Origin of the sequence: Arthrobacter crystallopoietes BAB-32 (assembly GCF_000328305.2) — a bacterium.
Lineage (GTDB): Bacteria > Actinomycetota > Actinomycetes > Actinomycetales > Micrococcaceae > Crystallibacter > Crystallibacter crystallopoietes_A.
Map to the genome: position 1 here is coordinate 17960 of NZ_ANPE02000072.1, position 24472 is coordinate 42431.

General features: G+C 66.1%; 26 protein-coding genes and 1 pseudogene. 15 read left to right on the plus strand and 12 right to left on the minus strand.

From position 1 onward, the window contains the following. Position 1: 1 nt before the first annotated feature. The 3 genes from cpaB to D477_RS03910 form a co-directional block, all read right to left on the minus strand. The gene (gene cpaB, locus D477_RS03900; RefSeq protein WP_150109992.1) at positions 2–661 is read right to left on the minus strand and encodes a Flp pilus assembly protein CpaB; all 660 of its coding nucleotides are present in this window, start codon (positions 659–661) and stop codon (positions 2–4) included. A gap of 113 nt (positions 662–774) precedes the next feature. Further along, the gene (locus tag D477_RS21660; protein ID WP_005267465.1) at positions 775–1071 is read right to left on the minus strand and encodes an FmdB family zinc ribbon protein; all 297 of its coding nucleotides are present in this window, start codon (positions 1069–1071) and stop codon (positions 775–777) included. An 84-nt stretch (positions 1072–1155) separates the two neighbouring features. Then, positions 1156–1770 (minus strand): 5-formyltetrahydrofolate cyclo-ligase, encoded by a 615-nt coding sequence (locus D477_RS03910; RefSeq protein ID WP_005267466.1) that lies wholly within the window; start codon positions 1768–1770, stop codon positions 1156–1158. 100 nt (positions 1771–1870) lie between these two features. Between D477_RS03910 and galU the strand changes: the two genes are divergently transcribed. The 4 genes from galU (at position 1871) to D477_RS03930 (ending at position 5704) form a co-directional block, all read left to right on the plus strand. Continuing rightward, entirely contained in the window at positions 1871–2773 is a 903-nt protein-coding gene (gene galU, locus D477_RS03915) for a UTP--glucose-1-phosphate uridylyltransferase GalU (protein WP_043845545.1), read from the plus strand. A 16-nt stretch (positions 2774–2789) separates the two neighbouring features. After that, positions 2790–3419 (plus strand): GNAT family N-acetyltransferase, encoded by a 630-nt coding sequence (locus D477_RS03920; RefSeq protein WP_043845547.1) that lies wholly within the window; start codon positions 2790–2792, stop codon positions 3417–3419. Positions 3420–3845: 426 nt separating this feature from the next. After that, the gene (locus D477_RS21040; protein ID WP_005267469.1) at positions 3846–4418 is read left to right on the plus strand and encodes a hypothetical protein; all 573 of its coding nucleotides are present in this window, start codon (positions 3846–3848) and stop codon (positions 4416–4418) included. A 56-nt stretch (positions 4419–4474) separates the two neighbouring features. Continuing rightward, positions 4475–5704, plus strand: a complete 1230-nt coding sequence (locus D477_RS03930) for an aminoglycoside phosphotransferase family protein (RefSeq protein WP_237740695.1) — start codon at positions 4475–4477, stop codon at positions 5702–5704. Here D477_RS03930 and D477_RS03935 read toward each other — a convergent pair. The 3 genes from D477_RS03935 to D477_RS03945 form a co-directional block, all read right to left on the minus strand. Further along, complete coding sequence (locus D477_RS03935; protein ID WP_005267471.1) at positions 5680–6348, minus strand: response regulator transcription factor; 669 nt, start codon at positions 6346–6348, stop codon at positions 5680–5682. The two genes, D477_RS03930 and D477_RS03935, sit on opposite strands and share 25 nt — an antisense overlap. Next, positions 6345–7781: a sensor histidine kinase gene (locus tag D477_RS03940; protein ID WP_081608465.1), complete on the minus strand. Its 1437-nt coding sequence runs from the start codon at positions 7779–7781 to the stop codon at positions 6345–6347. The genes D477_RS03935 and D477_RS03940 overlap by 4 nt, the downstream gene beginning before the upstream one ends. 460 nt (positions 7782–8241) lie before the next feature. Then, positions 8242–9957, minus strand: coding sequence for a tetratricopeptide repeat protein (locus D477_RS03945; protein WP_005267486.1), 1716 nt, complete (start codon positions 9955–9957; stop codon positions 8242–8244). Positions 9958–10084: 127 nt separating this feature from the next. Between D477_RS03945 and D477_RS03950 the strand changes: the two genes are divergently transcribed. The 7 genes from D477_RS03950 to D477_RS03980 all read left to right on the plus strand — a co-directional run bounded on the left by D477_RS03950 (position 10085) and on the right by D477_RS03980 (position 16329). Further along, positions 10085–10516, plus strand: a complete 432-nt coding sequence (locus D477_RS03950) for an NUDIX hydrolase (protein WP_005267487.1) — start codon at positions 10085–10087, stop codon at positions 10514–10516. A gap of 172 nt (positions 10517–10688) precedes the next feature. Continuing rightward, entirely contained in the window at positions 10689–11804 is a 1116-nt protein-coding gene (locus D477_RS03955) for an ABC transporter ATP-binding protein (RefSeq protein WP_005267489.1), read from the plus strand. Position 11805: 1 nt separating this feature from the next. Further along, positions 11806–12534, plus strand: a complete 729-nt coding sequence (locus D477_RS03960) for an ABC transporter permease (protein WP_005267492.1) — start codon at positions 11806–11808, stop codon at positions 12532–12534. Beyond that, positions 12531–13250: an ABC transporter permease gene (locus D477_RS03965; protein WP_005267493.1), complete on the plus strand. Its 720-nt coding sequence runs from the start codon at positions 12531–12533 to the stop codon at positions 13248–13250. Before D477_RS03960 ends, D477_RS03965 begins: the two co-directional genes overlap by 4 nt. Positions 13251–13258: 8 nt before the next feature. Continuing rightward, positions 13259–14212, plus strand: coding sequence for an ABC transporter substrate-binding protein (locus tag D477_RS03970; RefSeq protein WP_005267495.1), 954 nt, complete (start codon positions 13259–13261; stop codon positions 14210–14212). A 27-nt stretch (positions 14213–14239) separates the two neighbouring features. Further along, a complete protein-coding gene (locus D477_RS03975) occupies positions 14240–15454 on the plus strand; it encodes a pyridoxal phosphate-dependent aminotransferase (protein ID WP_005267496.1) in 1215 nt (404 codons plus the stop codon). A gap of 11 nt (positions 15455–15465) precedes the next feature. Further along, positions 15466–16329, plus strand: coding sequence for a PPK2 family polyphosphate kinase (locus D477_RS03980; protein WP_005267498.1), 864 nt, complete (start codon positions 15466–15468; stop codon positions 16327–16329). On the opposite strand, the gene D477_RS03985 is transcribed toward D477_RS03980, so the two are convergent. Next, positions 16326–16589, minus strand: a complete 264-nt coding sequence (locus D477_RS03985) for an exodeoxyribonuclease VII small subunit (protein WP_005267499.1) — start codon at positions 16587–16589, stop codon at positions 16326–16328. The genes D477_RS03980 and D477_RS03985 overlap by 4 nt on opposite strands. Before the next feature lie 58 nt (positions 16590–16647). After that, positions 16648–17916, minus strand: coding sequence for an exodeoxyribonuclease VII large subunit (gene xseA, locus D477_RS03990; RefSeq protein WP_005267501.1), 1269 nt, complete (start codon positions 17914–17916; stop codon positions 16648–16650). A gap of 220 nt (positions 17917–18136) precedes the next feature. Between xseA and D477_RS03995 the strand changes: the two genes are divergently transcribed. Continuing rightward, on the plus strand, positions 18137–19222 hold the full coding sequence (locus D477_RS03995) for a 4-hydroxy-3-methylbut-2-enyl diphosphate reductase (protein WP_005267504.1): 1086 nt from the start codon (positions 18137–18139) through the stop codon (positions 19220–19222). Positions 19223–19242: 20 nt separating this feature from the next. Here D477_RS03995 and D477_RS04000 read toward each other — a convergent pair whose 3' ends face one another. Next, positions 19243–20454 (minus strand): DNA recombination protein RmuC, encoded by a 1212-nt coding sequence (locus D477_RS04000; protein WP_043845549.1) that lies wholly within the window; start codon positions 20452–20454, stop codon positions 19243–19245. A 94-nt stretch (positions 20455–20548) separates the two neighbouring features. Between D477_RS04000 and ychF the strand changes: the two genes are divergently transcribed. The 3 genes from ychF (at position 20549) to D477_RS04015 (ending at position 22671) form a co-directional block, all read left to right on the plus strand. Continuing rightward, on the plus strand, positions 20549–21634 hold the full coding sequence (gene ychF, locus D477_RS04005; RefSeq protein WP_005267507.1) for a redox-regulated ATPase YchF: 1086 nt from the start codon (positions 20549–20551) through the stop codon (positions 21632–21634). Positions 21635–22039: 405 nt separating this feature from the next. Continuing rightward, positions 22040–22261 carry a type II toxin-antitoxin system VapB family antitoxin gene (gene vapB / locus D477_RS04010; protein ID WP_043845551.1) on the plus strand — a complete coding sequence of 74 codons (222 nt, stop codon included), beginning with the start codon at positions 22040–22042 and terminating at the stop codon, positions 22259–22261. Then, entirely contained in the window at positions 22252–22671 is a 420-nt protein-coding gene (locus tag D477_RS04015) for a PIN domain nuclease (RefSeq protein ID WP_005267512.1), read from the plus strand. Before vapB ends, D477_RS04015 begins: the two co-directional genes overlap by 10 nt. A 396-nt stretch (positions 22672–23067) precedes the next feature. Here D477_RS04015 and D477_RS23130 read toward each other — a convergent pair. The 3 genes and pseudogenes from D477_RS23130 to D477_RS04025 form a co-directional block, all read right to left on the minus strand. Beyond that, positions 23068–23264: pseudogene (locus D477_RS23130) on the minus strand (SCO1664 family protein); the annotation flags it as partial. Next, positions 23264–23812, minus strand: a complete 549-nt coding sequence (locus D477_RS04020) for a DUF3090 domain-containing protein (protein ID WP_005267513.1) — start codon at positions 23810–23812, stop codon at positions 23264–23266. The gene D477_RS04020 and the pseudogene D477_RS23130, both read right to left, overlap by 1 nt. Before the next feature lie 24 nt (positions 23813–23836). Continuing rightward, positions 23837–24442, minus strand: coding sequence for an MSMEG_4193 family putative phosphomutase (locus D477_RS04025; protein WP_005267515.1), 606 nt, complete (start codon positions 24440–24442; stop codon positions 23837–23839). Between the last annotated feature and the right edge of the window lie 30 nt (positions 24443–24472).

Consider the following 24472-nt stretch of genomic DNA (forward strand, 5'->3'; position numbering starts at 1 on the left):
ATTAGCCGACCAGGACCAGGAAGACCTTGCCGCGGCTGCTGGCGCTGGCCAATGCCGCAGCTTCGGACGGGGAAGCGGCCACGACAACCAGTCCATCGCTTTCCTGCGGACCGAGCAGGCCAGCGTCTGTCCCGCTGCTGTCGGCTTTCCACAGCACCGGGACACCGTCCGCGAGGACGGTGGTTTCCTCCGGATCCTCATAGCCGTTTCCGGTGCTGAGGACAATGTCCACCAATTGCCCCGGGGCCACCAGCTGAACAGTGGACTTGTCCGCAGGACGCACCGGAACAGCGGCGGTTCCCGGCGGTGCGCCGGCCAGCAGGCCGGGACCTATCACGGATGTATCCAGTACGGGAGAGCCTCTACGCAGGGCAGTAGCCAGACGCTGGCCGGACAGATCGGTGGCAGCGGCGGAAGCTCCCGGCGGTACAGCGAACGCCGGCACGTCGACGACCTGCAGATCTGCATCTCCCAGCAGAGTGCCGGCGGGCAGATCTGCGGCCGCCGTGAGGACGGGCACGGTGTGTACCGGATCAGGCGTGAGGGCGTGGACGCCGACCCCGGCGGCCGCGCAAAAACAGGCCGCGGCGAGGAAACGGTAATGGCGCCGGACGATTCGCCGGAGCACGCGGAAGAGTCCGGCCGGAGAAATACGTTGCATGCCGCAACGCTAGCGATGGCCCGGGACCGGAAAACAGAGCAGCCGTCCCGCTTGTGGGCAAGCGAAACGGCTGCGGAGGCTGTGGAGGAACAGCCAGCGTCAAGGCTGGCTGGTCAGCTGGCTGCAGGCACCGAAGCTGCGGGTGCAGGAGAGGGTGAGGACGTCGTCGACGGCGCGCCCGCCCCGCCTTCACTCTTGGTCGAGTTGGCCGGCACCGTGCTCGTGCTCTTGGAATCCCGGGAATCAGTCCGGTAGAAGCCGGAGCCTTTGAAGACGACGCCGACGCTGTTGAACTTCTTCCGCAACGCGCCCGAACACTCGGGGCAGACGGTCAACGAGTCGTCGCTAAAGGACTGCTGGATCTCGAATGCATGGCCGCAGTCTTTGCAGCCGTAGGCATAGGTAGGCACGGTGAATCCTCCTGAAGAAATCTCGGTCGGGCAACCCTCAAGCGCGCGGCGGTTGGCACTCGAAGGTTCCGAGTGCCAATTCTACTACACTGTGCGAGAGTCAAACCACGTCCATCCCTCCGGGGAGACTGCCCCCTCCAGCGGAGCATCAAGGTTTGTGACTTCGAAAGTTCCGGACGGCACTACTTCGTGCGCGTAGAAGACGCCGGCCTGGCGCGGCTTCGACGGCAGCGTGTCCATGGCGGCCAGGAACCTGTCGTAGTAGCCGCCGCCCTGGCCCATTCGGTTCCCGTCCGTATCTACGGACAGGCCGGGGATCAGCAACAGGGCGACGTCGGTCATGACCTGGAGGGGAAGGCGTTCACCTACTGGCTCATAAACCCAGGCACGGGGACTGCGGGCGAGCTCCACGCCGTCGTACCAGCGCGTCCAGCTCAACTGGTATCCGGGTTCGCACACCGGAACGAGGATCTTGTATCCGGCTTTCTCCAAGGCAGGCAGCAGCAGGTCGGTCGAAGGCTCAGGCCCGGTGGACAGGTAGGCGGCAACAATCTGGCCCGGCAGGAGGCCCAGAGGTTCCAGTCCTGCCATGACAACTGAACACAGTTGCTGGGCAGCTTCCCGGCGCTCGGCGTCCGTCATGTCGCGGCGCATGCTGCGGAAGTGGTTCCGGGCCGTTTCCTTGTCCATGGTCGTCATGGCTCGATCCTGCCACAGCCTCCCGGTGGTGGCGCAGACAACAGCGGCCGACCGTCACGATTGTTCCTGATTGTCAGGGCATTTATGTACTCTTAGGCTCATGAAGTCTCCGCGAACTGTACGCAAAGCCGTTATTCCAGCTGCCGGGCTCGGTACCAGATTCCTGCCCGCAACCAAGGCGATGCCCAAGGAAATGCTGCCGGTCGTGGACAAGCCGGCCATCCAGTACGTCGTCGAAGAAGCCGTGCGTGCCGGAATGACCGATGTCCTGATGATCACCGGGCGGAACAAGCGTTCCCTGGAGGACCACTTTGACCGGGTGCCGTTCATCGAGCAGACGCTGGAGAACAAGGGCGACCTGGAAAAGCTTGCTGCTGTGCGCGAGGCATCCGAGCTTGGCGACATCCACTACGTGCGCCAGGGCGATCCCAAGGGACTGGGCCATGCCGTGCTCCGTTCGCGCCAGCATGTCGGAGACGAACCCTTCGCGGTCCTGCTCGGCGACGACCTGATCGACGAAAACGAAGCCCTGCTCAGCCGCATGATCGAGGTGCAGGAGCAGACCGGCGGTTCAGTCATTGCGCTGCTTGAGGTGGAGCCGTCCGAAATCAGTGCCTACGGGTGTGCCGATGTGACGGTTGTCGAGGGCGAAGACTTCGTCAAGATCAACCACATGGTGGAGAAGCCCTCGCCGGAGGAAGCGCCCTCCAACCTGGCGGTGATCGGCCGCTATGTCCTGCATCCGGCCATCTTCGACGTGCTGGAAGAAACTGCTCCCGGCCGCGGCGGCGAAATCCAGCTCACCGACGCCCTGCAGACCCTGGCCGCGCAGGACGGCGAAGGCGGTGGCGTCTACGGCGTCGTCTTCCGCGGCCGCCGCTATGACACCGGTGACAAGCTCAGCTATCTCAAGGCCGTCGTGACCATTGCCTCCGACCGTGCGGATATCGGCGAGGACCTGCGTTCCTGGCTGAAGCAGTTCACCGAGGGTTCCCAGGCCTGAGGCTGCCGGTGCAGCGGTGGTGAGTTCAGCCATTTGGCCCGCAACGGTCGAGTGCGGGGATCTGCTGCTGCGGCCTATTTCGCACCGGGACAAGCGGGAGTGGCTCCAGTTGCGCCAGCGCAACGCTGCCTGGCTGGCCCCTTGGGAAGCCTCGAACCCGCAGCCCGGCGCCGCCTTGCCGGGGTTCGGCGAGATGGTGCGCTCGCTGAACCGGCAGGCAAAATTAGCGACGGCGTTGCCTTGGGTGATTGCCGAGCGCAAGGCCGGTGTTGGACGCGAGCCGGTGATCGTGGGGCAGCTGACCGTCTCAAGCATTGTTTGGGGCTCGGCGATGATGGCGACGCTGGGTTATTGGGTCGATCAGGCCTCGGCCGGCCGCGGTATCGCTCCGACCGCGGTTGCCATGGCGACGGACCACTGCTTCGGGGCCCTGGGACTGCACAGGATGGAAATCAACATCCGTCCGGAAAATGCCGCCAGCCTGCGGGTGGTGGAAAAGCTGGGATTCCGGGACGAAGGGCTCCGGCCACGGTACCTGCATATCAACGGCGCCTGGGCAGACCACCGCAGCTTCGCCCTGACAGCGGAAGAGGTACCGGAAGGGCTGCTGGCGCGCTGGCTCCAGGAGCGGGACGAGTCGCGCTGACCTGCTGATTTGCCCGATTTCGGGCAGGTTTGCCGACACACCGCAATCAATGCGCCACGGTGCATGTTTTGGCTCCTACGGTGTGAGAATGGACATTCAGAGTTCTGTGATCTTCGTGGTGATCGTGGGGCTTTGGCTTGTCTGGGTAGGCCCCTACCTGCTCCGGTTCCACCGCGCCGGTGCTGTCGCCGAGGCGGTCGCCGCCCCGTCATTGACCTTTGAACCAACACCCGCCATCGCCGCTGCGAGCGGTCCACAGGGGATCATCATGGAAAACAGTGCCCATACCGGAAACCCGCAACCTGCTCCGCAGCGGAGCCCGGCGCCGGTTCGCGCCGCGGGCCAGCCGGCCCAGGCGCCTTTCAGGATCCGTTACGGCCGGACGGCGCTGGCCTTGCTGGGCGTAGTGGGAATTGTGACCTCGTTGTGGGCGGCGTCCTGGCCATGTTCGGTGCCGTCTCCGGAAGCGTACCCGGCTATGCGCTGTTAACTGTCGCCGCCGCCGTCGTTATTTTGCGTTCGCTGGCCCGCAGGGACCGGAGGAGGCGGGCTGCGGAGCGCGTTGAACGCGCCTTCGAGGCGGCGATGGGTCCTCATATCCCGGAGGTGCGAACCGCGGTGCCGCGGCGCGAAACCGTGCTGTTCAATGCAGCCGAAGCTGTGGAGGAACCGGCAGCTCCCACTCCGCTGACGGCTGAGGAGCTGCGTGCTGCGGCACTCAAGGTGGCCGCGGAGGCAGAGGCGGCTCGTCCTGCAGAGCCGCAGACCGGCGCGCCGTGGCAGCCAGTGGAGGTGCCGAAGCCGACCTATACGCAGTCGGCCAAAGTGGAGCGGCCGGCACCACAGCCGCTTCCGGCGCCCGAGGAAAAGAAGCCCACGGTCAAGACCCCCATCAAGCAGGCCGCGGCTGCGCCCAAGGTCGAGCTGCCGGCTTCCTCCCGCGAGGACCGCGCCGGGCGGATCAATCTGGACGACGTGCTGCAGCGCCGCCGCGCGTGAACTTGGATCCTCCCGCGGGGCTGCCCGCCCGTGGTGGGAATGGTAAGACAGAACCTATGGAAGTAATGGGCATGGGAGCCGTCGCCGACGAAGCCGCAGGGCTGGAACTGCTGGAGAGCGACGGCATGCGGGAGCCGCTGGAACTGGCTGTCAAAACCATCGGCGGATCCGTGCGCGAGTGGCGTCTGTCCAAGCTCCAGCACCGGCCGGGAGCCGGCGCCACCGGCATCTTCAGCGTAGAGGTCGCCTTTGCCGACCGTCCGGACCGGACCGAGTATGTCTGCGTTACCAGCGCCAATGTGCCCGAATGCGGGCTGCCGATGGTTCGGCTGCAGGGCGGCGGCACCAACCTCACCGCCTGGCTGTATCCCGGCGATCCGGTGCTCGTCGGGCTCGCGGCCGCGTGCGATGCCGCGGCCGTCGCCCAGGTGGCGTTTGGCGGCGGAACCGCTGAGCTGCGGATGGTCAACTACCGTCCGCTCCGCCGCGCGGTTCTGACCGCGGTCCAAGGGGACAAGAGGGTTTTCGTCAAAGTTGTCCGTCCCGACCGCGCCGCCGCTCTGCTGCGCAGGCACCGAATGCTGATCGACGCCGGCATCCCGGCGCCGGAGGCGATGGCAGGTCCGGCAGACGGAGTGGTCGTCCTGCGCGAAGTGCCGGGCATCGCGTTGGCGGAGGCCCTGATGGACGACGGCGCCCGCGATCTGGATCCGCAAAGCCTCATCAACCTGCTGCACCAACTGCCTGTCGATGCGCTGAAGCTGTCGCGCCGGCCGGCATGGGCGGAGCGTTCCACGGACTATGCCAAGGCGGCCGCTGCCGTACTGCCTGGCGAACAGGAACGCATTTTCCGGCTCGCCGAACGCATTGCCCGTCTGGTCGCTGTTACCGAGGCCGGCCCGGTGGTGCCAACGCACGGCGATTTCTACGAAGCCAATATCCTGGCCGACGGCGGCAGGATCACCGGACTCCTCGATGTCGACTCCCTCGGTCCGGGACACCTGGTGGACGACCTGGCCTGCTTCATTGGACATCTGGCCGTCCTGCCGGCGGTCCACAGCGCGTATGTGCATATTCCTCAAGCGATGGAACGGTTCCTGCAAGTGTTCGACCGGGAAGTCGACCCAGCGGGTCTGCGCGGACGTGCCGCCGGGGTCGCTCTGTCGCTCGTGGCGGGCGCGAAAACCGCCGGCTCCCAGGACTGGGAGCCGGACGCATTGCAGCGATTGGCTGCGGCCGAGGAACTGGCAGCGGCGGCGGATCAGCTGTCTGAAGCGAGCCGGTAGCCCATGCCCCTGACCGTGGCAAACCGGTCCGCGCCGAGTTTGTTGCGAAGATAGCGGACGTAGACATCCACTACATTCGAACCGGGGTCGAAATCGTAGCCCCACACCCGGGAGAGCAGTTGCTCGCGGCTGAGGACCTGGCCAGGGTTGCGCAGGAAGGCCTCGGCCAGGGCAAATTCCCGGGCCGAGAGATCCACCTCCTTGCCGTCGACTGTTGCCCGGCGGGTTCGCAGGTCCAGCTGGAGGTCCCCGCTGGTCAACAGGCTCATGTCGGCGGTGGGCGCGTCGGTGCGTAGGCGCAGTCGTACTCGGGCCAGCAGTTCTTCGAAGCGGAAAGGCTTGGCCATATAGTCATCGGCGCCGTTTTCCAGGCCGGCCACGGTATCGTCCACGGAACTGCGGGCGGTCAGGATGATCACGGGCGTGTCGTTGCGGGCCTCCCGGATCCTGCGCAGCACGGTGAAGCCGTCCTGGTCTGGCAGGCCCAGGTCCAGCACGATGAGCTCGAAGTCGCCGGTCATGGCCAAGTGGTAGCCTTCCCGCCCGGTGGCGGCCACCGTGGGCACGTATCCGGCCGATTTCAGTCCCTTGGCGACAAAGGAGCTGATCCGCTCCTCGTCCTCGATCACCAGGATCTGGCTCATATTGCATCCTCCTGCTCCGGCTGCTGGTCTGTTATGACGATGGTGAAGGTGGAACCGTGCCCCGGTGCCGAGGCCAATTCCACTTGCCCGCCGTGCGCGGCCGCGATGGCGCTCACGATCGGCAGGCCCAGGCCGGAGCCCTCCGCGCGCGTGCTGTTGGAGCCCCGGCGGAAGCGCTCGAAGATCCGCTGCTGGTCTTCAGGCGCAATACCGGCGCCTTCGTCACGGACCCACAAACGCAGCTGGCCGTGCGCAGCCCGCGACCCCAACGCGATCTGCGACCCGGGGGCTGAGAATTTTACCGCGTTGGCGGCCAGTTGGAGCCATGCTTGCGTAATCCGCTTCGGGTCCAGCAGCCAGCCTTCTTCCGCCCGGGCGTCCACAGTCCAGCAACGGTCGCCGAGCGTGCGGGCCTTGTCGAGCACATCGTCGGTCAGCTGTCCTACTTCCAGCGGGCGCAGCCGGGCGAACTCCGGGCGGTCCGCTGCAGCCAAGGTCACCAGGTCGTCGACCAGCAAGCGCATCCGGTCCAGCTCGTCCATGGCAATGGACCGCGCCGATTCAACGTCCTGCGGATCCTGGACGTCCTGCAGCTCAAGGTGGCCTTGGACGATGGTGATTGGCGTACGCAGCTCATGTCCGACGTCGTCAAGGAGCTGCCGCTGGGCGGTAATGGACGACTGGAGCCGGTCGAGCATTTCGTTGAAGGTACGCGAGAGTTCCGACAGATCGTCATTGCCGGTAACGGGGATGCGGCGGGACAGATCCGTTTCGGTGATGTTCTGCGCCGTTTCGCGCAGCAGCCGGACCGGCGCCAGGAGGCGGCCCGCAACGAGCCAGCCGACGCCGGCGATGAGCACGAGTGCTGCCAGGCCGATGAGCATGTAAGCGCGGAAAATGCCGCCCAGCTGCGCCATTTCGGCGTCGTAGTCGAAGGCGAGCACGAACGTGCTCTGGGCCGGGTCGGAGGACAGCTGTACCGGCACGGCCACGACCCGGTACATCCGTTGTTCTGTCTCGACTGAGGTCAGCACAATCCGGTCGGTCTGCGGCATCGAAAGAATCCGGTCAATGAGCTCGTGGTCCTGCTCCAAACGCAGCGGGACCGAGGAGTTGGCTGCCAGCTGGACGCGTCCATCCACGATGCCGACCATGCCTTCGTTGACGGCCGGGGCAGTCCGCGCCATGGCCGTTCGCACCAGCTGGGCGGCCTCGGTGAACTCCCGGCCGGTTTCAGGGTCGATCCCAATCTCCGCCAGCGTGTTGAATTCTTCCACTGACCGGCGCAGCGAATCGTCGATGTTCTGGCTGATTTCGCCGCGCTGCAGTCCGAAAGCCACGCCTCCTGCCACGGCCAGCCCGAGGGCAGAAAGGGAAACGACGGCGGCCAGGACGCGGGTCCGGACGGACAAGGCCCCTGGTCGTCTAATCATTCGTACCGGACTCCATCGAGGCGAGCTTAATTGTCGTCGCCATCTTCGCCTTCGAAGCCGTCATCGTCGAAATCGTCATCGAAGTCGTCGTCGTACTCCACGGGGGGAGCGGGCTGGACGGGGACGGGAGCCGGGGCGGGCGGCGGGGCGAGGCGGGGCAGGCTTCGGCTCCGGCTCTGGTGCCTTCTTCGCCGTTTTCTTGCCCGGAGTGGAAGATGGCGTGGGTTTGGTGGTGTTTTTGGGGGCCGGCTCTGGCGTTGCGGTGGCCGCGGGGGAAGGCGTGAACACTATAGAGGGACCCAGATCGGACGACTCGGGCTCACGCAAAGTGCTCGCCACGGCATAGCCGGCCAGGCCCATGCCCAGCACGATGGCCACGCCGATCAACAGGTATCGGAGGAGGGCGCGCTGCATAATTCGATTATCCAGCCCCAAGATGAGATGAAGATGAGAGCGGCGGTCAGTCCTCGGCAGCGTCTTCGGCCGCCTGCCGGGCCTGCTTGGCCTCGTCCTTGCGGCCCAGGGTTTCCAACGCGCCCGCGAGCCCCAGGTTTGCCGCGACAAGCAGCACCCGGCTGACTCCGGGCTGGTCCAGCACCATGCGGTACATCGGAACGGCATCGGCAGGGCGGTCCAGTTCAGCCAGGACATGGGCGGCGAACAGCTCGGCGTTGCCGGCAGAGGCAGCGTCATCGGCAGCCGAATACAAGTCCGCGGCCTGCAAGGCGGCGGACACCGCTGCCGGGCCATGATCCAGCGCCCACAACCCGCGTGCACGAGTATCGCTGTAATCCGCCTCATACCAGCGGGCGCCGTAGTCGCGCGCCAACCGGATGGCCTCGTCCAACTGCGTGATGCCGTCCGGATCGCCCGCCTCGCACAGCGCATGGCCCAGCGAGTGGAGGGCCTGCGGCAGAACCGCCGCGTCTTCGGCTTCCTTGCGGGCCGCGGCGACGGCGGCTTCGAAGCAGACGATCGCGTCTGCGTCACGGTCCTCGCGGGAAAGCAGCGTGCCAATGGCCAGCAGCGACCGCGCTGCTTCACCGAACTCCCCGGCCCGGTTGAATGCGGCGACCGCTTTGCGCCAGCTCGCCAGCGCATCAGCAGTCCGGTCGGCGTGCCGGTGCGCGTGCCCGAGGCTCATCAGCGTCCTGGCCACTTCAGAGGGCGGCGCCGCGGCCAACCGCTGCCGCTGGAGCAGCTTGTCCAGCACCTGGGCAGCGAGCTCGTATTCCTCGGCCTCCAGCAGCTGGTTGCCCAAGGCCAGCCGGAGGGTCGGTTCCTCGCGCACCTCGCCGCGTTCGGCCTGCTGGACGGCGGCTCGCCACGCCAGGACAGAGCCCTCGTCGTCGCCCACCGCAGCGCAAAGCTGCGCCATCACCACCGCAGCGGAGACGGCGCCCTTGCGCACGCCGCAGGCGGCGTAGAGTTCCAGCGCGGTCAGGGCGTACTCGATGGCGTCGGCAACATGCTCGCCCGTGCTGGCCAGGTTGGCCTTCAGCAGCCACATCGACGCGGCCAGCGCGCGGTTGGCAGGCAGCGCCAGCAGACGGTCGGCGGCGGCGATCGCCCGGCGGGGATGGTCGGCCTGCAGGTGCGTGTGCGCGAGGTACATCAGTGCGCCGGCCATGCTGTCGGTCCGGTCTCCGGCCGCGTAACCGTCCACCGCTTCCTCCAGCAGTTCCAGTGCGCGCGGCCGCGTACCCTGCTGCGAAAGTGCGACGGCGACTGCAAGTTTGACGTCTGCGATCACCCCGTGCGGGGCCTTCTCGGCAACCAGTTCTTCCAGCGCCGCTTCCAGGACCGGAAGCTCTGCTTCGGTGGCTTCGCGGAAGAGCACGGTTCCGAGGTCTGCTTCCACCGAGGCCTGGACGGTGCGGCCGGTGCGGCGCAGTATGTCGATCCGCTCGCGAAGATATTCTTCGGCTTTGGGCATGTCTTCCTGGATCTGCGCCACGGCGATCATGACCGAGTACAACGCCAGCACGATGTCCGTTTCGGAGTCTCCGGCCTGCTCCAAGCCCAGCCGGGCGAGCAGCATGGCCCCGTGGTGGTCCTCGGCATAGGCGGCTTCGTAGGAGCGGTCCAGGCAGTCACGGGCGCTGGCAGGAACCGCCGCCGGATCCGGTCCCGACCCGGCCAGGACGTCCAGGAGGCGGCGCTCGGTCGCGGGCATCGCCATGCTCCAAGCCGGCGGGACAGGGTCCGCACGGTGCCTTGCTGGCCTGATCCCCATGGTTCCAGTTGTAGTCGCCGCGGCACGGAGGCGCAATGCAATTCAGGGCCGGCCCTAAACTGGGCGGATGGACTTCGATACCCGCGTCGGTGCCTACGGCGTCATTGTCCGGGACGGCGCGATACTGCTCGCACGCTGGACGGATTCCGGCGTCCCCCGCTGGACCTTGCCCGGCGGAGGACTGGAGCTGGGGGAGGATGCGCCGTCGGCCGCTGTCCGCGAGATTGCCGAGGAGACCGGTTACACGGCGGAGCTTGACGGCCTGCTCGGCGTGGACAGCAAATTCATCCCGGCCGAGCGCCGGCTGCACGGGCGCGGACGGCCGCTGCACGCATTGCGGATTATCTATGCCGCCACCATCATCGGCGGGGAACTCACCCATGAAACGGCTGGCTCGACCGACCAGGCATGCTGGTTCGGCCTGGACGAGGTGCCCGCGCTCGATCGGGTCGACCTCGTCGATGCCGGGCTGCGGCTCTATAGCCCGCAGCAGGCCTGAGGCCGGCCGGAGGAAGGCAAAGACGGCCGCAGATGGCGGAGCTGGGCGGCAGAATTGTGTTGCGGCCGTGGCGATGTGATTAGACTCGGTCCAAGAGTTCCATCGGCCCAGCGCCGGTGCAGAGTGGATCATGAGGCAGCAGCGCCCGCGACCGAGCCCGGAGGGAGCCCCCATGGAACAGCCCCACCGGACGGCTGCCCCTGTCCAGGGAGCGGAACCGATGGTCAGTTTCCGCAACGTGACCAAGAGTTACGCCGCGGGACATCCCGCCGTCGACAATCTGAGCCTGGACCTGGACCGCGGCGCCATCACGGTCTTCGTCGGTCCCTCCGGCTGCGGCAAGACCACTTCGCTGCGCATGATCAACCGCATGGTCGAACCCAGCTCCGGAACCGTGCTCGTGGACGGCAAGGACATCGCGGGCCAGGCCCCGGCGGCCCTCCGCCGCTCCATGGGCTATGTGCTGCAGTCCGCAGGGCTGCTGCCGCACCGCACCGTGCTGGACAACATCGGCACGGTTCCGCGGCTCAACGGGGTATCCCGGCGCCAGGCGCGCACCCGCGCACGGGAGCTGCTCGACGTCGTCGGACTTCCCGCGTCCCTGGCCACGCGGTACCCTTCCCAGCTTTCCGGCGGCCAGCAGCAGCGCGTCGGGGTGGCGCGCGCGCTCGCCGCGGACCCGCCGATCCTGCTGATGGACGAGCCGTTCAGCGCCGTGGATCCGGTGGTCCGGGCCGAATTGCAGCAGGAGCTGCTCCGCCTCCAGCAGGAGCTGGCCAAGACCATCGTGTTCGTCACCCACGACATCGACGAGGCAACGCTGATCGGGGACAAGGTGGCCGTCTTCGCCACCGGCGGCCGGCTGGCGCAGTTCGCGCCGCCGGAGGAACTGCTGCGGGCCCCCGTGGACGATTTCGTCGCCGGCTTCGTGGGCCGCGACCGCGGGTTCCGGTCGCTGTCGTTCCGGCCCGCGGACGCGCTGCCGCTGCATTCGGCCGCCACGGCCACGTTGGGATCACTGGCGGATGCGCCGGCCGCCGGGTGGCTGCTGGTTATTGACGACGGCGGTGCCCCGGTGGGGTGGCTGCCTCCCGGGGAGCGGTCCACGGCGGGGCTGCTGGTCGGCGGGTCGCTGTTCAGGCTCGGCTCGACGCTGCGGCTGGCGCTGGATGCGGCCTTGTCTTCCCCGTCCGGGCGCGGTGTGGCCGTCGACGACGCCGGCCGGGTCGCCGGGCTGGTGGACGCCGAGGACGTCCTCAAGCGGCTGGAAACGGGCAGGGCCGGCTGAGATGGAGTGGTTCCTGGCCAACCTGGGCTTTGTCCTGGACCTGACCTGGCTGCACCTGGTTCAGTCGGTGCTGCCGCTGCTGTTTGGACTGCTGCTCTCGCTCCCGCTGGGCTACACGGCCTGGCGGCTGCGGCCAATCCGCACGGCCGTGCTCTCCGTCAGCTCGATGCTCTACACGATTCCGTCGCTGGCGCTCTTTGTGCTGCTGCCCTTCGTCCTGGGCACGAGCATCCTCGACCCCATGAACCTGGTGGCCGCGCTGACCATCTACGCCGTCGCGCTGCTGGTGCGGTCCGTGGTCGATGCGCTGGAGTCGATTGACGACGGCGTGCGGCAGGCTGCCGTGGCCATGGGGTACCGGCCGTTCCGGCGCTTCTTCGCGGTGGACCTGCCGCTGGCCGTGCCCGTGCTCTTCGCCGGCCTGCGCGTGGTCTCGGTGAGCAATATCTCCCTGGCCAGCGTCGGCGCGCTGATCGGCGTCCGGAACCTGGGCACGCTCTTCACCGACGGTCTGCTGCGGTTCTTCCTCACGGAAATCGTGGTCGGCATTGTGCTGACCCTGCTCCTGGCCGTCCTCATGGATTTGCTCCTGGTGGCGGCGGAACAACTTTTGACACCCTGGCACAGGGCCGGAGGCAAGCGGCACGTTGCCGGGACGGACCAGGGGAGGCAAACGCGCGCTTCCGCCGGGGAGCGGCCGGATCCGGCCGAGGCGGCCGTGCTGCCATGAACATCATCGAACTCGTGGCACAGTGGTTCGCGGACCCGGCCCAGTGGAGCGGACCGGCCGGGATTCCGGTGCGGCTGGCAGAGCATCTGGCCTACACAGGCCTGACGCTGCTGATCGCAGGGGCTATTGCCGTGCCGATCGGGATGTACGTCGGCCATACCGGAAAAGGACGCATCGCCGTCGTTGGTGCTGCCAGCGCCCTGCGCGCCTTGCCCACACTGGGGCTGCTCACCCTCTTTGTGCTCCTGATGGGCCTCGGACTCATGCCGCCGATCTGGGCGCTGGTCATCCTCACCATTCCACCGCTGCTGGCCGGCGCGTACTCCGGTATCGCAGCCGTGGACCCCACGCTCGTGGACGCCGCGCGCGGCCTTGGGATGACCGAATGGCAGGTGCTGGCCAAGGTCGAACTGCCGAACGCGCTGCCCGTCCTGCTCGGCGGCCTCCGCGCCGCGGTGCTCCAGGTGATTGCCACGGTCGCCGTCGTTGCCTACATCAATTTGGGCGGCCTTGGCCGGTACCTGATCGACGGACTGGCCATCAGCGACCCGGTGCGGATGTTCGGCGGCGCCATCCTGATTGCGCTGCTGGCCCTGGTCGTGGACGGCATCCTCGCCGTCGTCCAAAAATTCGCCGTCTCGCCCGGCCTGGCTGACCGCCGGCGCCGGAAGCGGCGTGAAACCCCCACTGTTGGCGCCGTCCAAGGCGGCATGTAAGGAGAGAGATGAAGAACCTGTCACCGGCCCGCCGGAGCATCATCACAGCGGCGGCTGCATCCGCTCTGGCCCTGGGACTGAGCGCCTGCGGCGCCAACTCCAACCCGCTGGAAGAGGACACGGCCGGCCCCGCTGCCAGCCCGGGAGTCTCGGGTCCGCTGGTGGTCGGGTCCGCCAACTTCCCGGAAAGCCAGGTCATCGGCGAAATCTACGCCGGAGCCCTCAACGCGGCGGGCATCGAAGCGACGACCAAGCCCGGCATCGGCTCGCGCGAGGTCTACGTCAAGGCGGTGGAGGAAGGCTCCGTGGACGTCATTCCGGACTACAGCGGCAACCTGCTGCTGTTCCTGGACCCGGAGGCGACGGCCGCCTCCGCGGACGAGATCATGGAGGCCCTGCCCGCGGCCCTGCCGGAAGGACTGAGTGTCCTGGAACCGTCGCCGGCCGAGAACAAGGATGCCATGGTAGTCACCAAGGCCACGGCGGAAAAATACCAGCTGTCCTCGATCGAGGACATGGGGCCGGTGTGCGACGAGCTGGTGCTCGGAGCCAACCCGGAATTCGCCGAGCGCGGGTACGGGCTGCCGGGGCTGAAGGAGAACTACGGCTGCGAACCGAAGTCCTTCGAGCCCATCAACGACGCCGGCGGTCCCGCGACCTTGAAGGCGCTGATCACCGACCAGATCCAGGTGGCCGATATCTACACGACAACGCCTTCCATCGAGGACAACGACCTGGTCGTGCTGGAGGATCCCAAGAACAACTTCATTGCCCAGCAGGTGCTGCCGCTCGTGTCGTCCGCCTCGGTCGGGGAGGAGGCCACGCAGGTGCTCAACGAGGTCTCGGCGGCGCTGACCACGGAGGATCTGATCGACCTGAACCGACAGGTCAGCGGCGACGAAAAGCGCAACCCGGCAGACGCTGCCGCCGACTGGCTGAAGGAGAAGGGCCTGGCCGAGTAGCTTTCGGTCGTGTGCGAAGATCAGTAAATGGCCGAGTTCAAGCAGTCCAACAAGCTCCACAACGTCCTCTACGACATCCGCGGTCCGCTGCTCGAGCATGCCCAGCGGATGGAGGCCGAGGGCCATCGGATCCTGAAGCTCAATATCGGCAATCCCGCGCCGTTCGGGTTTGAGGCCCCGGACGCGATCCTGGTGGATATGATCCGCAACCTGCCGAACGCGCAGGGCTATAGCGATTCGCGAGGCATCTTCTCCGCCCGGACCGCGGTGTCGCAGTACTACCAGACGCGCGGGATCCAGGAGATCGGCGTCGACGATGTCTACCTGGGTAATGGCGTCAGCGAGCTGATCACCCTGAGCCTGCAAGCGCTGCTGAACAACGGCGACGAGGTCCTGATACCGGCACCGGACTACCCGCTCTGGACCGCCTCGGTCAGCCTGGCCGGCGGCCATCCCGTCCACTACCTTTGCGTTGAGGAAGAGGGATGGCTGCCGGACCTCGAGGACCTGGAACGGAAGATCACGCCCAACACCAAGGGCCTGGTCATTATCAATCCGAACAACCCCACCGGCGCCGTCTACCCGCGCCGGATCCTCGAGGGAATGCTGGAACTGGCCCGCCGGCACGACCTCGTCGTCTTCTCGGACGAGATCTACGAGAAGATCCTCTACGACGGCGAGGAGCACACCAATACGGCCCTCCTGGCCGACGACGTGCTCATCCTGACCTTCAGCGGGCTGTCCAAGGCGTACCGGGTCTGCGGCTTCCGCAGCGGCTGGATGGCGATCTCCGGCCCCAAGCATCTGGCCGGCGACTACATCGAGGGCATCAACCTGCTCACGAATATGCGCCTGTGCGCCAACGTACCGGCCCAACACGCCATCCAGACGGCTCTGGGCGGGTACCAGAGCATCAATGATCTGATCCTGCCCGGCGGCAGGCTGCTGGAACAGCGGGACAAGGCTTACGAGATGCTCAACGCCATTCCGGGCGTGAGCACGCAGCAAGCCAAGGGAGCGCTCTACCTGTTTCCCAAACTGGACCCCGAGGTCTATCCGATCGAGGACGACGAAGCCTTCGCCCTCGATTTGCTCAAGCAGCAGAAGATCCTGGTCTCGCACGGCAGGGCCTTCAACTGGATCAAACCGGACCACTTCCGGCTGGTCACGCTGCCCAACGTCGGAATCCTCGAAGAAGCCGTGGGCCGCATCGGCGAATTCCTGAGCACCTACCGGCCGTGAAAAGGGACGAAATGGCGGCCGCGCCGGCCCCTCCGCTGCCGGACTTCGAACCGGCCGGCCTGCTGCGTGTACGGCAAGGCTTCGACCTGGCTGCCGTGGACCCTCGGTCGACTCCGGGCTTCGACGGCGGCAAGGACGAGGGTGAACGGCTCCTGGCAGCTGAAGACGAGGAACTGTCCGACCTGCAGGAAAGGCTATTTGCACAAAGCCGTTCCGGGGCGCGGGACGCGGTCCTGCTGGTGCTGCAGGCGATGGATACCGCTGGCAAGGGCGGCATCGTCCGGCACGTCATCGGTTCTGTCGAACCCCAAGGCGTGCACCACAAGGCCTTCAAGGCGCCCACGGCGGAGGAACGGTCGCACGGCTTCCTCTGGCGCATTGAAAAGGAGCTCCCGGGGCCCGGAATGATCGGCGTCTTCGACCGCTCCCACTACGAGGATGTCCTGGTCCAGCGTGTACGCGGGCTCACGCCGCCAGCGGAAATAGAGCAGCGCTATGGGCTCATCAACGAGTTCGAGGCGAAGATCGCTGCTGGAGGAACGCGCATCCTCAAGGTGATGCTCCACATCAGCAAGCAGGAGCAGAAAGAGCGGCTGCAGGAGCGGCTCGACCGCGCCGACAAGCACTGGAAATACAATCCGGGCGATGTCAACGACAGGGCTTATTGGGACGATTACCAGCACGCCTACCAGATCGCGCTGGAGCGGACCAGCACCGACGCAGCCCCATGGTTCGTCGTGCCGGCAGACCGCAAATGGTATGCCCGGATAGCCGTGCAGCAGTTGCTGATCGGCGTGCTCGCCGACATCGATCCGCAGTGGCCGGTGGCGGATTTCGACGTCGAGCGGGAGAAGCTGCGCCTGGCCGCGAGCTAATTGCCGCCGTTTGTATTGGCGGCGGTGCCGCTGTCCGTGGCAGCTCGCGCGGCATCCAGCCGCTGCCGGGCGCCTTCGAGCCACGTTTCGCACCGCGCTGCCAGCGCTTCGCCCCGCTCCCACAGGGCGAGGGACTGTTCCAGACTGATGTTGCCTGCTTCCAGCTGGTGGACTACGGCGACCAGTTCCTCGCGGGCCTGCTCGTAGCTCATGGCTGCGATATCGGTGTTCTCGGCGTTGGCCGTAGGGTTCTCGGTCATACGATCGGTCTCTCTCTGGACGGAATGGGAATGAGCGCTGGCAGCCCGGCGGATGTGTTCAGAGCACCTTGGCGGCAAGTTCGCCGGCGGCCAGGCGGACGCGGAGCCGGGTTTCGGCCGGTGCGTCCGCGCTGTCGCGCAGGACACTGCCATCAGGCAGCTGAACGACGGCGTACCCCCGGTCCAGCGTGTTCTGGGGCGACAGCGCCCGGACCTGTGCCTTCAGGTGCGACACTCGGTCCGCATCCCGGTGGATCGCCGCGCCGATGCAGTTGCGTGCCCGGGCCGTCAAGCGCTCCACATCTTCCGCCCGGGAATCAACCATGCTGGCAGGCGAGGCCAGCACCGGGCGGCTGCGCAGGGCGGCCAGCCGTTCTGCCTCGACCCGGATCAGCTGGTCAACCCGGCGGTCCAGCATCTGGCGCGCCCGGCCAATCCGGGTCAACTCCTCGTTGACGTCCGGCACGATCCTCTTGGCGGCATCTGTCGGCGTCGAGGCACGCAGGTCCGCTACGTCGTCGAGCAGCGGCCGGTCCGCTTCGTGGCCGATCGCACTCACAACCGGAGTTTCAGCTGCTGCAACGGACCGGACCAGCTCCTCGCTGCTGAACGGGAGCAGGTCTTCCAGCGAGCCGCCGCCGCGGGCGATGACGATCACGTCGACCTCGTGGTGCCTGTCGAGCTCAGCCAGCGCCTGCATGACCTGGGCTACGGCGTTGACGCCTTGGACTGCGACCTCGCGGACTTCGAACGCCACCGCCGGCCAGCGCAGCGAGGCGTTGCGGATAACGTCTTTCTTGGCATCGGAATCCCGCCCGGTGATGAGGCCGATCCGGTGCGGCAGCATCGGCAGGGGCTTCTTCCGGGCTTCGTCGAAGAGCCCCTCGCGGGCCAGCGCCTGGCGCAGGCGCTCCAGCCGGGCCAGCAGGTCACCGAGCCCCACCGGACGGAGGTCGCGGGTCTGCATGGAGAGCCTGCCCGTCTTGACGTACAGTTCCGGCCTGATCTGGGCCACGACTCGGGAGCCGGGCTCGAGGGGCAGGTCCAGCCGCGACATAACGCTGTTGAACGCCATCAGACTGAAGGAGGCTTCGGCTTCTGTGTCGCGCAGAGTCAGGTAAGTGACGTTGTTGCGCCGGTTCAACTCGATCACCTGGCCCTCGACCCAGGTGGGAGGAACCCGCTCTATATGGGTCTTCAGCTTCTGGGAGAGCAGCCGCAGCGGCCAGGGATTCTCTGCCGTCGTCTCCATGGCTGTCGCCGGCAAGGTGGACTTGGGGACGGGGGAGCTCACCTCGCCGTGGACAAGTCCATGGTTGTGGTTCACGTCAGGAGCCCCTCTCGGCCCAAGCAGGCCACGCGAATTGGTAGAGCAAGTTCTTACATTCTTACAGTTATCACCGACAGCATTGGCCCCTGCCCTGCTTATGCACAGGCGCAGCCGGTTCCTGGCAGGCGCCGGGAAGCAGCGGACCCAAGGCACTGGTGACAGGCCTAACGGCGCCCCGGCTCTCGGGCTGCAGGCGGTAGAGGCTAGCATGGATGGCATGACGAGCACCGCTGTCTCTGTTCCGATGCCCAGCATTCCCCGTAAGCGCCGCAGCCCTGAAGAAATCGCCGCCGCGGCCGATGTGAACGGCCCGCGCCGGGTTCTGCTGGCCGCGCCGCGCGGATACTGCGCCGGAGTGGACCGCGCCGTGATCGCCGTCGAAAAGGCACTCGAACACTACGGGCCGCCGGTCTATGTGCGCAAGCAGATTGTGCACAACGTCCACGTAGTTTCCACACTGGAGGAGAAGGGCGCGATCTTCGTCGAGGAAACCGACGAGGTGCCCGAGGGCGAACTCGTGGTCTTCTCGGCGCACGGGGTCAGCCCGGCCGTCGTGCAGTCCGCCGCGGACCGCCAGTTGCGCACCATCGATGCCACCTGCCCGCTGGTCACCAAGGTCCACCGGGAAGCCGTCCGCTTCGCCCGGGACGACAACGAGATCCTGCTGATCGGGCACGAGGGCCATGAGGAGGTCGAGGGCACCTACGGCGAGGCCCCTGAGCATACGACGATCGTCAACAACCCGGCCGAGGCGCGGACTGTGCAGGTCCGCGACCCGGACAAGTTGATCTGGCTGTCGCAGACCACGCTGTCGGTCGACGAGACCATGGAGATCGTATCCATCCTGCGCGAACGGTTCCCCAATCTGCAGGATCCGCCTAGCGACGACATTTGCTATGCAACATCCAACCGGCAGGCCGCGATCAAGAAGATCGCCCCCCAGGCTGATCTGGTGATCGTTGTCGGTTCGGCGAATTCGTCGAACTCAGTGCGACTGGTGGAGGTCGCACTGGAATACGGCGCCAAGGCATCCCACCGCGTGGACTTTGCCAATCAGGTGGATGAATCCTGGTTTGAGGGCGTTTCCACCATCGGCGTGACGTCCGGTGCCTCCGTTCCCGAGGTCCTGGTCCGTGAAGTCCTGAGCCTGCTCGCGGAGTACGGCTATGGCGATGTCGAAGAGGTCGTGACAGCAGAAGAAGACATTCTCTTCTCGCTTCCGAAGGAATTGCGTGCCACGCTGAAGGAGAAGGGCGATCTGTCCCGCGGCCTCGGCGGCCGCGGAGCCCGTCCCACCCAGTAGCGGACGGGCTCCGGCTGGACCTAGGCGCTGCGTTCCTGTCCGGCGATCAACTCCGGCGCAGACAGCAGCCGGGGCGTGCTTTCCAGAGCTGTTGGCCCGGCGGGCGGCTCCAGTGCCCCAGGATCGAAGGCAGTGATTTTGCGTGCCGTCGGCAGGACCCTCGACTCGAGCGTGCCGACGAAGGAGTTGTACTTCTCAACTGAGCTCTTCAACGACGAGCCCAGCCGGGTGACATGGTCCCCGAGCGTCCCCAGCCGTTCGTAGAGCTGGCGCGAGAGCTCGAAGATTTCGCGGGCGTTTTCGGTCAGCACTTCCTGCCGCCAGCTGAAAGCCACCGACTTCAGCGAGGCCAGCAATGAGACGGGGGAGACGAGGCCGACGTTGCGGGAGAACGCGTAGTCCAGCAGCTCCGGGTCGCTGTGCAGCGCGGCCGACAGGACTGACTCGGCCGGCAGGAAACACAGCACCAATTCCGGAGAAGCCTGCACGCCCTCCCAGTACTTCTTCCCCGCGAGGGCATCGACGTGCGCCTTGACTGCCTTGGCATGGGCGGCAAGCAGTTCGGCCCGTTCCCGCTCCACGCCGGCATCGCCCTGTGCAGGCAGCTCCTGCGCTTCCAGATAGGCCCGCAGCGGAACCTTGGCATCCACAACCAGCGACTTGTCCCCGGGCAGCCGGACCATCATGTCCGGCCGCAGTGTACGGTCCGCGATGGTCAGATGGACCTGTTCGGAAAAATCCACGTGGGGCAGCATGCCGGCGGCTTCCACGACCCGCCGCAACTGGACCTCGCCCCACTGTCCGCGCGCAGAGTTCGACTGCAGCGCCGCAGTCAGCGTCTGGGTCGAACGCAGCAGCTGCTCATCACTACGCCGCGCCGCCCGCAGCTGCTCCTGGAGCTGGCCGAAATGTTCCACCCGGTCCCGCTCCAGCAGGCTCACCTGCTGCTGGACGGTGCGCAGCTTCTCGCCAACCGGCGCCAGCGCGCGGAGCACCGCGTTGTCCTGTTCGCCCTGGGTGGCCAGCTGCCGGTTGTGCTGGCCCAAGATCCGGTTCTCCGCCTGAGCCGCAGCCAAATCCGCAGCCGCGGCACCCAAGCGGGCACCGGCGTCGTCAATTTCCTCCGTAAGCTCCCGCACCCTGCGCCGATACGGCATGGCCACGGCGTACGCCCCGCCCGCAGCCCCGACCAACAAGGCCAGCAGCATCAGTACTACCTGTAAAGCATCCATGGCTCCACCTTGCCAGCGGGGTAGGACAGTTTTGGCCAACCCGGACGGGGCACGAATCGCGCCGCGTGCCGCAGGGCCGGTATTCTTGACTACCGTGGCTCTAACTATTGGCATCGTCGGACTGCCCAACGTCGGCAAATCAACCCTTTTCAACGCGCTGACCCGCAACCAGGTGCTGGCCGCGAACTATCCGTTCGCGACTATCGAACCGAATGTCGGCGTCGTCCCGCTGCCGGACGAGCGGCTGGACAAGCTCGCTGAAATCTTCGGCTCCGCACGCATCCTGCCGGCCACCGTCTCCTTCGTCGATATCGCAGGCATCGTTCGCGGCGCGTCGGAAGGTGAAGGCCTGGGCAACCAGTTCCTGGCCAACATCCGCGAAGCACAGGCCATTGCGCAGGTCGTCCGCGTCTTCGATGACCCGGACGTTGTGCACGTCGAAGGCAAGGTGGATCCCCATTCCGACATGGAGACCATCAACACGGAACTGATCCTGGCGGACCTGCAGACGATCGAAAAGGCGCTGCCCCGCGTGGAAAAGGAAGTGAAGATCAAGAAGCGCGAAGCGGCCGAGCTTACCGCCCTGGAGGCGGCGCGCAAGGTCCTTGAACGCGGCGACACGATCTTTTCATCAGTCGACAGCGACAAGCTGGACCTGGAGCATCTGCGCGAACTCAGCCTGCTGACGGCCAAGCCGTTCATTTTCGTATTCAATGTTGACGACCAGATCCTCGCGAGCCCGGAGCGGCAGGAGGAGCTGCGCAAGCTCGTGGCGCCGGCGGACTGTGTCTTCCTCGATGCCAAGCTCGAAGCGGACCTGGTGGAACTGGAGCCGGAAGAAGCACGCGAAATGCTGGAGATGAACGGCCAGGAAGAGTCCGGCCTGGACCAGCTGGCACGCGTCGGCTTCCACACCCTGGGCCTGCAGACCTACCTCACCGCCGGGCCCAAGGAGGCGCGGGCGTGGACCATCAACCGGGGCGACACCGCGCCGCAGGCTGCCGGCGTGATCCACTCCGATTTCCAGCGCGGCTTCATCAAGGCCGAGGTCGTTTCCTTCGCAGACCTGGTCGAGGCGGGGTCCATGGCCGAAGCCAAGGCGCGCGGCAAGGTCCGCATCGAAGGCAAGGACTATGTCATGTCCGACGGCGACGTGGTGGAGTTCCGCTTCAACGTCTGACGTCCAGTGGCACGGCGCGATTACGGAGCAACACGACTGACCCCTCGACAGCGATTCGCCTCGCATGACGATTGTCGCCGAGTTCTCTGCCGCGTGGGCGGCAGGAGATCTAGGCGCGGTCGCCGAGTGCCTTGCCGACGGCGCCCAATGGGCAAGTTTGCGAGCTGTGACGGCTACGCGACACGCGACGCCCAGCGTGTCGACTTCTGCCATGTGGTCCGTTTCGCGGGAGCCGCCAAGACGGCGCGGATCGCCGAGATTCGCACCTACCTCGTCGACGGGAGTGATAGGTAGACCCGCCACTCCCGTCCGAGCAGGAGGAGAGCCCTTTATTGCAAAGTGTGAGATGCCATGGCGACGCGCATAGTGATATCATGATGTCACCGACCTGTGGAGGTGGTTGCGGTGCCGAACGTGCTGATTCGTGGACTCAGCGACGAGGCTGTCGCGCGAATCGACCGGAGTGCTGAAGAGCTGGGCCTGTCTCGTAATGAATACCTGCGTCGCCAGCTGGAGGGTGATGCGCCCCGACCGGCGGCGAAAGTCACCGAAGAGAGCTGGAAGAGGTCGGCGGAGATCCTCGCTGACCTCGCCGATCCCGACGTCATGGCCGACGCATGGCGGTGACGGGTTGGCTCATCGACAAGTCCGCGTACGTGCGCATGCAGTTGGGGCAGACATCGGATTCAAAGATGTGGAACTCGCGTATCGAGCGCGGTCTCGTACGGGTCTCGACAATCACGAGGCTTGAGATCGGATTCTCGGTGCGCACGGGGGAGGACGGGCGGATGATCTTCGCAGTGCCACCGTTGTCGCTCATGCCGATCCAACGGTTGACACCCTCGATGGAGGATCGTGCGTGGGAGGTACAGATGCTGCTCGCAGATCGTGGGCAGCACCGAGCGCCGTCCATCCCGGACCTCCTGATCGCCGCAATTGCGGAGAAGGCCGGGCTGACAGTTTTGGCCGTGGACAAGGACTTCGACCTGATCGCCGAGATCACCGGGCAGCCTGTGGAGACGCTCGCGCTGCGCTGACCACGCAGGAGATCGTGCTCCAGATGTTCCTAGCCGCGGGCAGATGATGCGCCTGCCCAAGCCCCTCGCCCTCAGGGATCCTTGTAGTTGAGCGGTGGTGACAGGCGGTCCGCATCCGAGTGGGTGATTACAGGGTCGTCTACGATGTAATCGACAGCGAGTTCATGAACTTGTTCTACGGCAGGGGCACAGCCGCGAGATTTACCGGCAGTGCGCGGTGGTGCTCAGTGCTGTAGTCGTCGGGGCGTGGCGGCGGGCGAATGAGGGCTCCGGCGAAGGCCGCCATAGCGGCTACCGTGAATGTTGGGGACTGAACCGATGGACGAACCGACTGTCTCTTGATGGAAAGCCGCTGCCTGCAGTTCTGCCGATCTCTTCGCGAACAGCTCATGCGTGGACGTGCGAGACCAGGTTGGCGGCCACCTCCCGATGAGCCAGGGGCCGCGGGGGAAAAACCACAGTGGACTTTCGCCTGCTATCGGCTTATAGACGACCAGCAGGTCGCCGATGCTGCCCAGAAATGTTGCGCTTGAAGCCGTCGTGATGCGGACGGTGAGCGTCAGCTCGGCGGTCACCAGGTCCAGCGCTGGCATCAGGTCCCGGGAAGGGTGCAGACGTGCCCGTCAGTGTCTATTGGGGAACCGCAGAGAGGGCACGTTGGGCGCCCGGCGTCCACGATCTCACGGGTGCGCTTCGCGAAAGCGCGGGCGGTGCCGACCGGCATCCGCACCAGCAGCATCTCGTCCGCGTCAGCCCCGCCCTCATCACGCGATTCGTCGTCGGGAGCGACATCGGGGATGGCGTAGGCCTCTATCACGACCTGCGCCGTCGTCGGGTCCCAACCTAAGCTCATGGAGCCGGTACGAAACTGCTCCTGAACGGCCTCGAGTTGGTCGTTGTCGACAAGTTCAATCGGGGTGTTCGTGGGCACGCTGAAGGGATTGCCCTCGACGGCGATGAGTTGGTCGAGAATTTCGTCGATCTTCTCCGCGAGCAGAGCCGACTGCTGCTTCTCCAGGGCAATACTCACGATTTGCGTCCCCGCACGCACCTGCAGATAGAACGTGCGCGCCCCCGGAAGGCCAATGGTGCCAACGACGACCCGATCAGGCCAGGCGAACTCGTGAACACGTGTAGGCATGTCAGTACTTTAGGCCCATGAGGTTCAGGACGCTTGCTGCCCTGAACCGCCGCCCACCGGCGCATCGGCAGGGCGGATGCCGTTCGACAGCCACGACAGATCGCCGACGTCGTGTTGGTCGCGTAGACGCTGACTAACGCCGTAGCCCACGATCGATACGGACCCTGGGCCCACGTTGATACGCTGGAAAAGGTCAAGGTGCATGTCAAGCGCGTCGGCAAGGATTGACTTCATGACGTCGCCGTGACTTACCGCTGCCCACACGGCCCCTGACCCGTGCTCCGTCTCGAAGGCCGCATCGTGGCGTCGGATCGCTGCCACCGACCGGCCCTGCATCGCGGCCAGGGATTCACCGCAGGGAAAGACGACGGCGGACGGTTGCGACTGCACAACCGGCCACAAATCCTCGGTCGCGAGATCACTGATGGCGCGGTCCTGCCACTCGCCGTAATCGCACTCGGTGCGATCAAGTTCGATCGGCGCGTCCGGCGAGCCAGCCTGGCGATCGAGGATGAACTGGGCGGTCTCCCGACAACGCTCCAAAGCACTCGACACCACCCCGACGACGGGCACGGCCGCGAGCCTGTCTCCGGTCAGGGCCGCCTGGTCGCGCCCGATCTGGTCCTGCACGCGAGCAGCGCACCGGGAGCCCCGGCGATG

What these genes read in the sequence shown, in the direction of transcription:
- D477_RS03970 (WP_005267495.1), top strand. Translation starts at nt 13,259, where the DNA reads ATGAAGAACCTGTCACCGGCCCGCCGGAGCATCATCACAGCGGCGGCT.
- D477_RS03955 (WP_005267489.1), top strand. Translation starts at nt 10,689, where the DNA reads ATGGAACAGCCCCACCGGACGGCTGCCCCTGTCCAGGGAGCGGAACCG.
- D477_RS03960 (WP_005267492.1), top strand. Translation starts at nt 11,806, where the DNA reads ATGGAGTGGTTCCTGGCCAACCTGGGCTTTGTCCTGGACCTGACCTGG.
- cpaB (WP_150109992.1), bottom strand. Translation starts at nt 661, where the DNA reads ATGCAACGTATTTCTCCGGCCGGACTCTTCCGCGTGCTCCGGCGAATC.
- D477_RS03910 (WP_005267466.1), bottom strand. Translation starts at nt 1,770, where the DNA reads ATGACGACCATGGACAAGGAAACGGCCCGGAACCACTTCCGCAGCATG.
- D477_RS03985 (WP_005267499.1), bottom strand. Translation starts at nt 16,589, where the DNA reads ATGACCGAGAACCCTACGGCCAACGCCGAGAACACCGATATCGCAGCC.
- D477_RS04015 (WP_005267512.1), top strand. Translation starts at nt 22,252, where the DNA reads ATGGCGGTGACGGGTTGGCTCATCGACAAGTCCGCGTACGTGCGCATG.
- galU (WP_043845545.1), top strand. Translation starts at nt 1,871, where the DNA reads ATGAAGTCTCCGCGAACTGTACGCAAAGCCGTTATTCCAGCTGCCGGG.
- D477_RS03950 (WP_005267487.1), top strand. Translation starts at nt 10,085, where the DNA reads ATGGACTTCGATACCCGCGTCGGTGCCTACGGCGTCATTGTCCGGGAC.
- D477_RS03975 (WP_005267496.1), top strand. Translation starts at nt 14,240, where the DNA reads ATGGCCGAGTTCAAGCAGTCCAACAAGCTCCACAACGTCCTCTACGAC.
- D477_RS03940 (WP_081608465.1), bottom strand. Translation starts at nt 7,781, where the DNA reads ATGATTAGACGACCAGGGGCCTTGTCCGTCCGGACCCGCGTCCTGGCC.
- D477_RS03995 (WP_005267504.1), top strand. Translation starts at nt 18,137, where the DNA reads ATGACGAGCACCGCTGTCTCTGTTCCGATGCCCAGCATTCCCCGTAAG.
- D477_RS04020 (WP_005267513.1), bottom strand. Translation starts at nt 23,812, where the DNA reads ATGCCTACACGTGTTCACGAGTTCGCCTGGCCTGATCGGGTCGTCGTT.
- D477_RS03980 (WP_005267498.1), top strand. Translation starts at nt 15,466, where the DNA reads ATGGCGGCCGCGCCGGCCCCTCCGCTGCCGGACTTCGAACCGGCCGGC.
- D477_RS03965 (WP_005267493.1), top strand. Translation starts at nt 12,531, where the DNA reads ATGAACATCATCGAACTCGTGGCACAGTGGTTCGCGGACCCGGCCCAG.
- D477_RS03945 (WP_005267486.1), bottom strand. Translation starts at nt 9,957, where the DNA reads ATGCCCGCGACCGAGCGCCGCCTCCTGGACGTCCTGGCCGGGTCGGGA.
- D477_RS03930 (WP_237740695.1), top strand. Translation starts at nt 4,475, where the DNA reads ATGGAAGTAATGGGCATGGGAGCCGTCGCCGACGAAGCCGCAGGGCTG.
- D477_RS03935 (WP_005267471.1), bottom strand. Translation starts at nt 6,348, where the DNA reads ATGAGCCAGATCCTGGTGATCGAGGACGAGGAGCGGATCAGCTCCTTT.
- D477_RS04000 (WP_043845549.1), bottom strand. Translation starts at nt 20,454, where the DNA reads ATGGATGCTTTACAGGTAGTACTGATGCTGCTGGCCTTGTTGGTCGGG.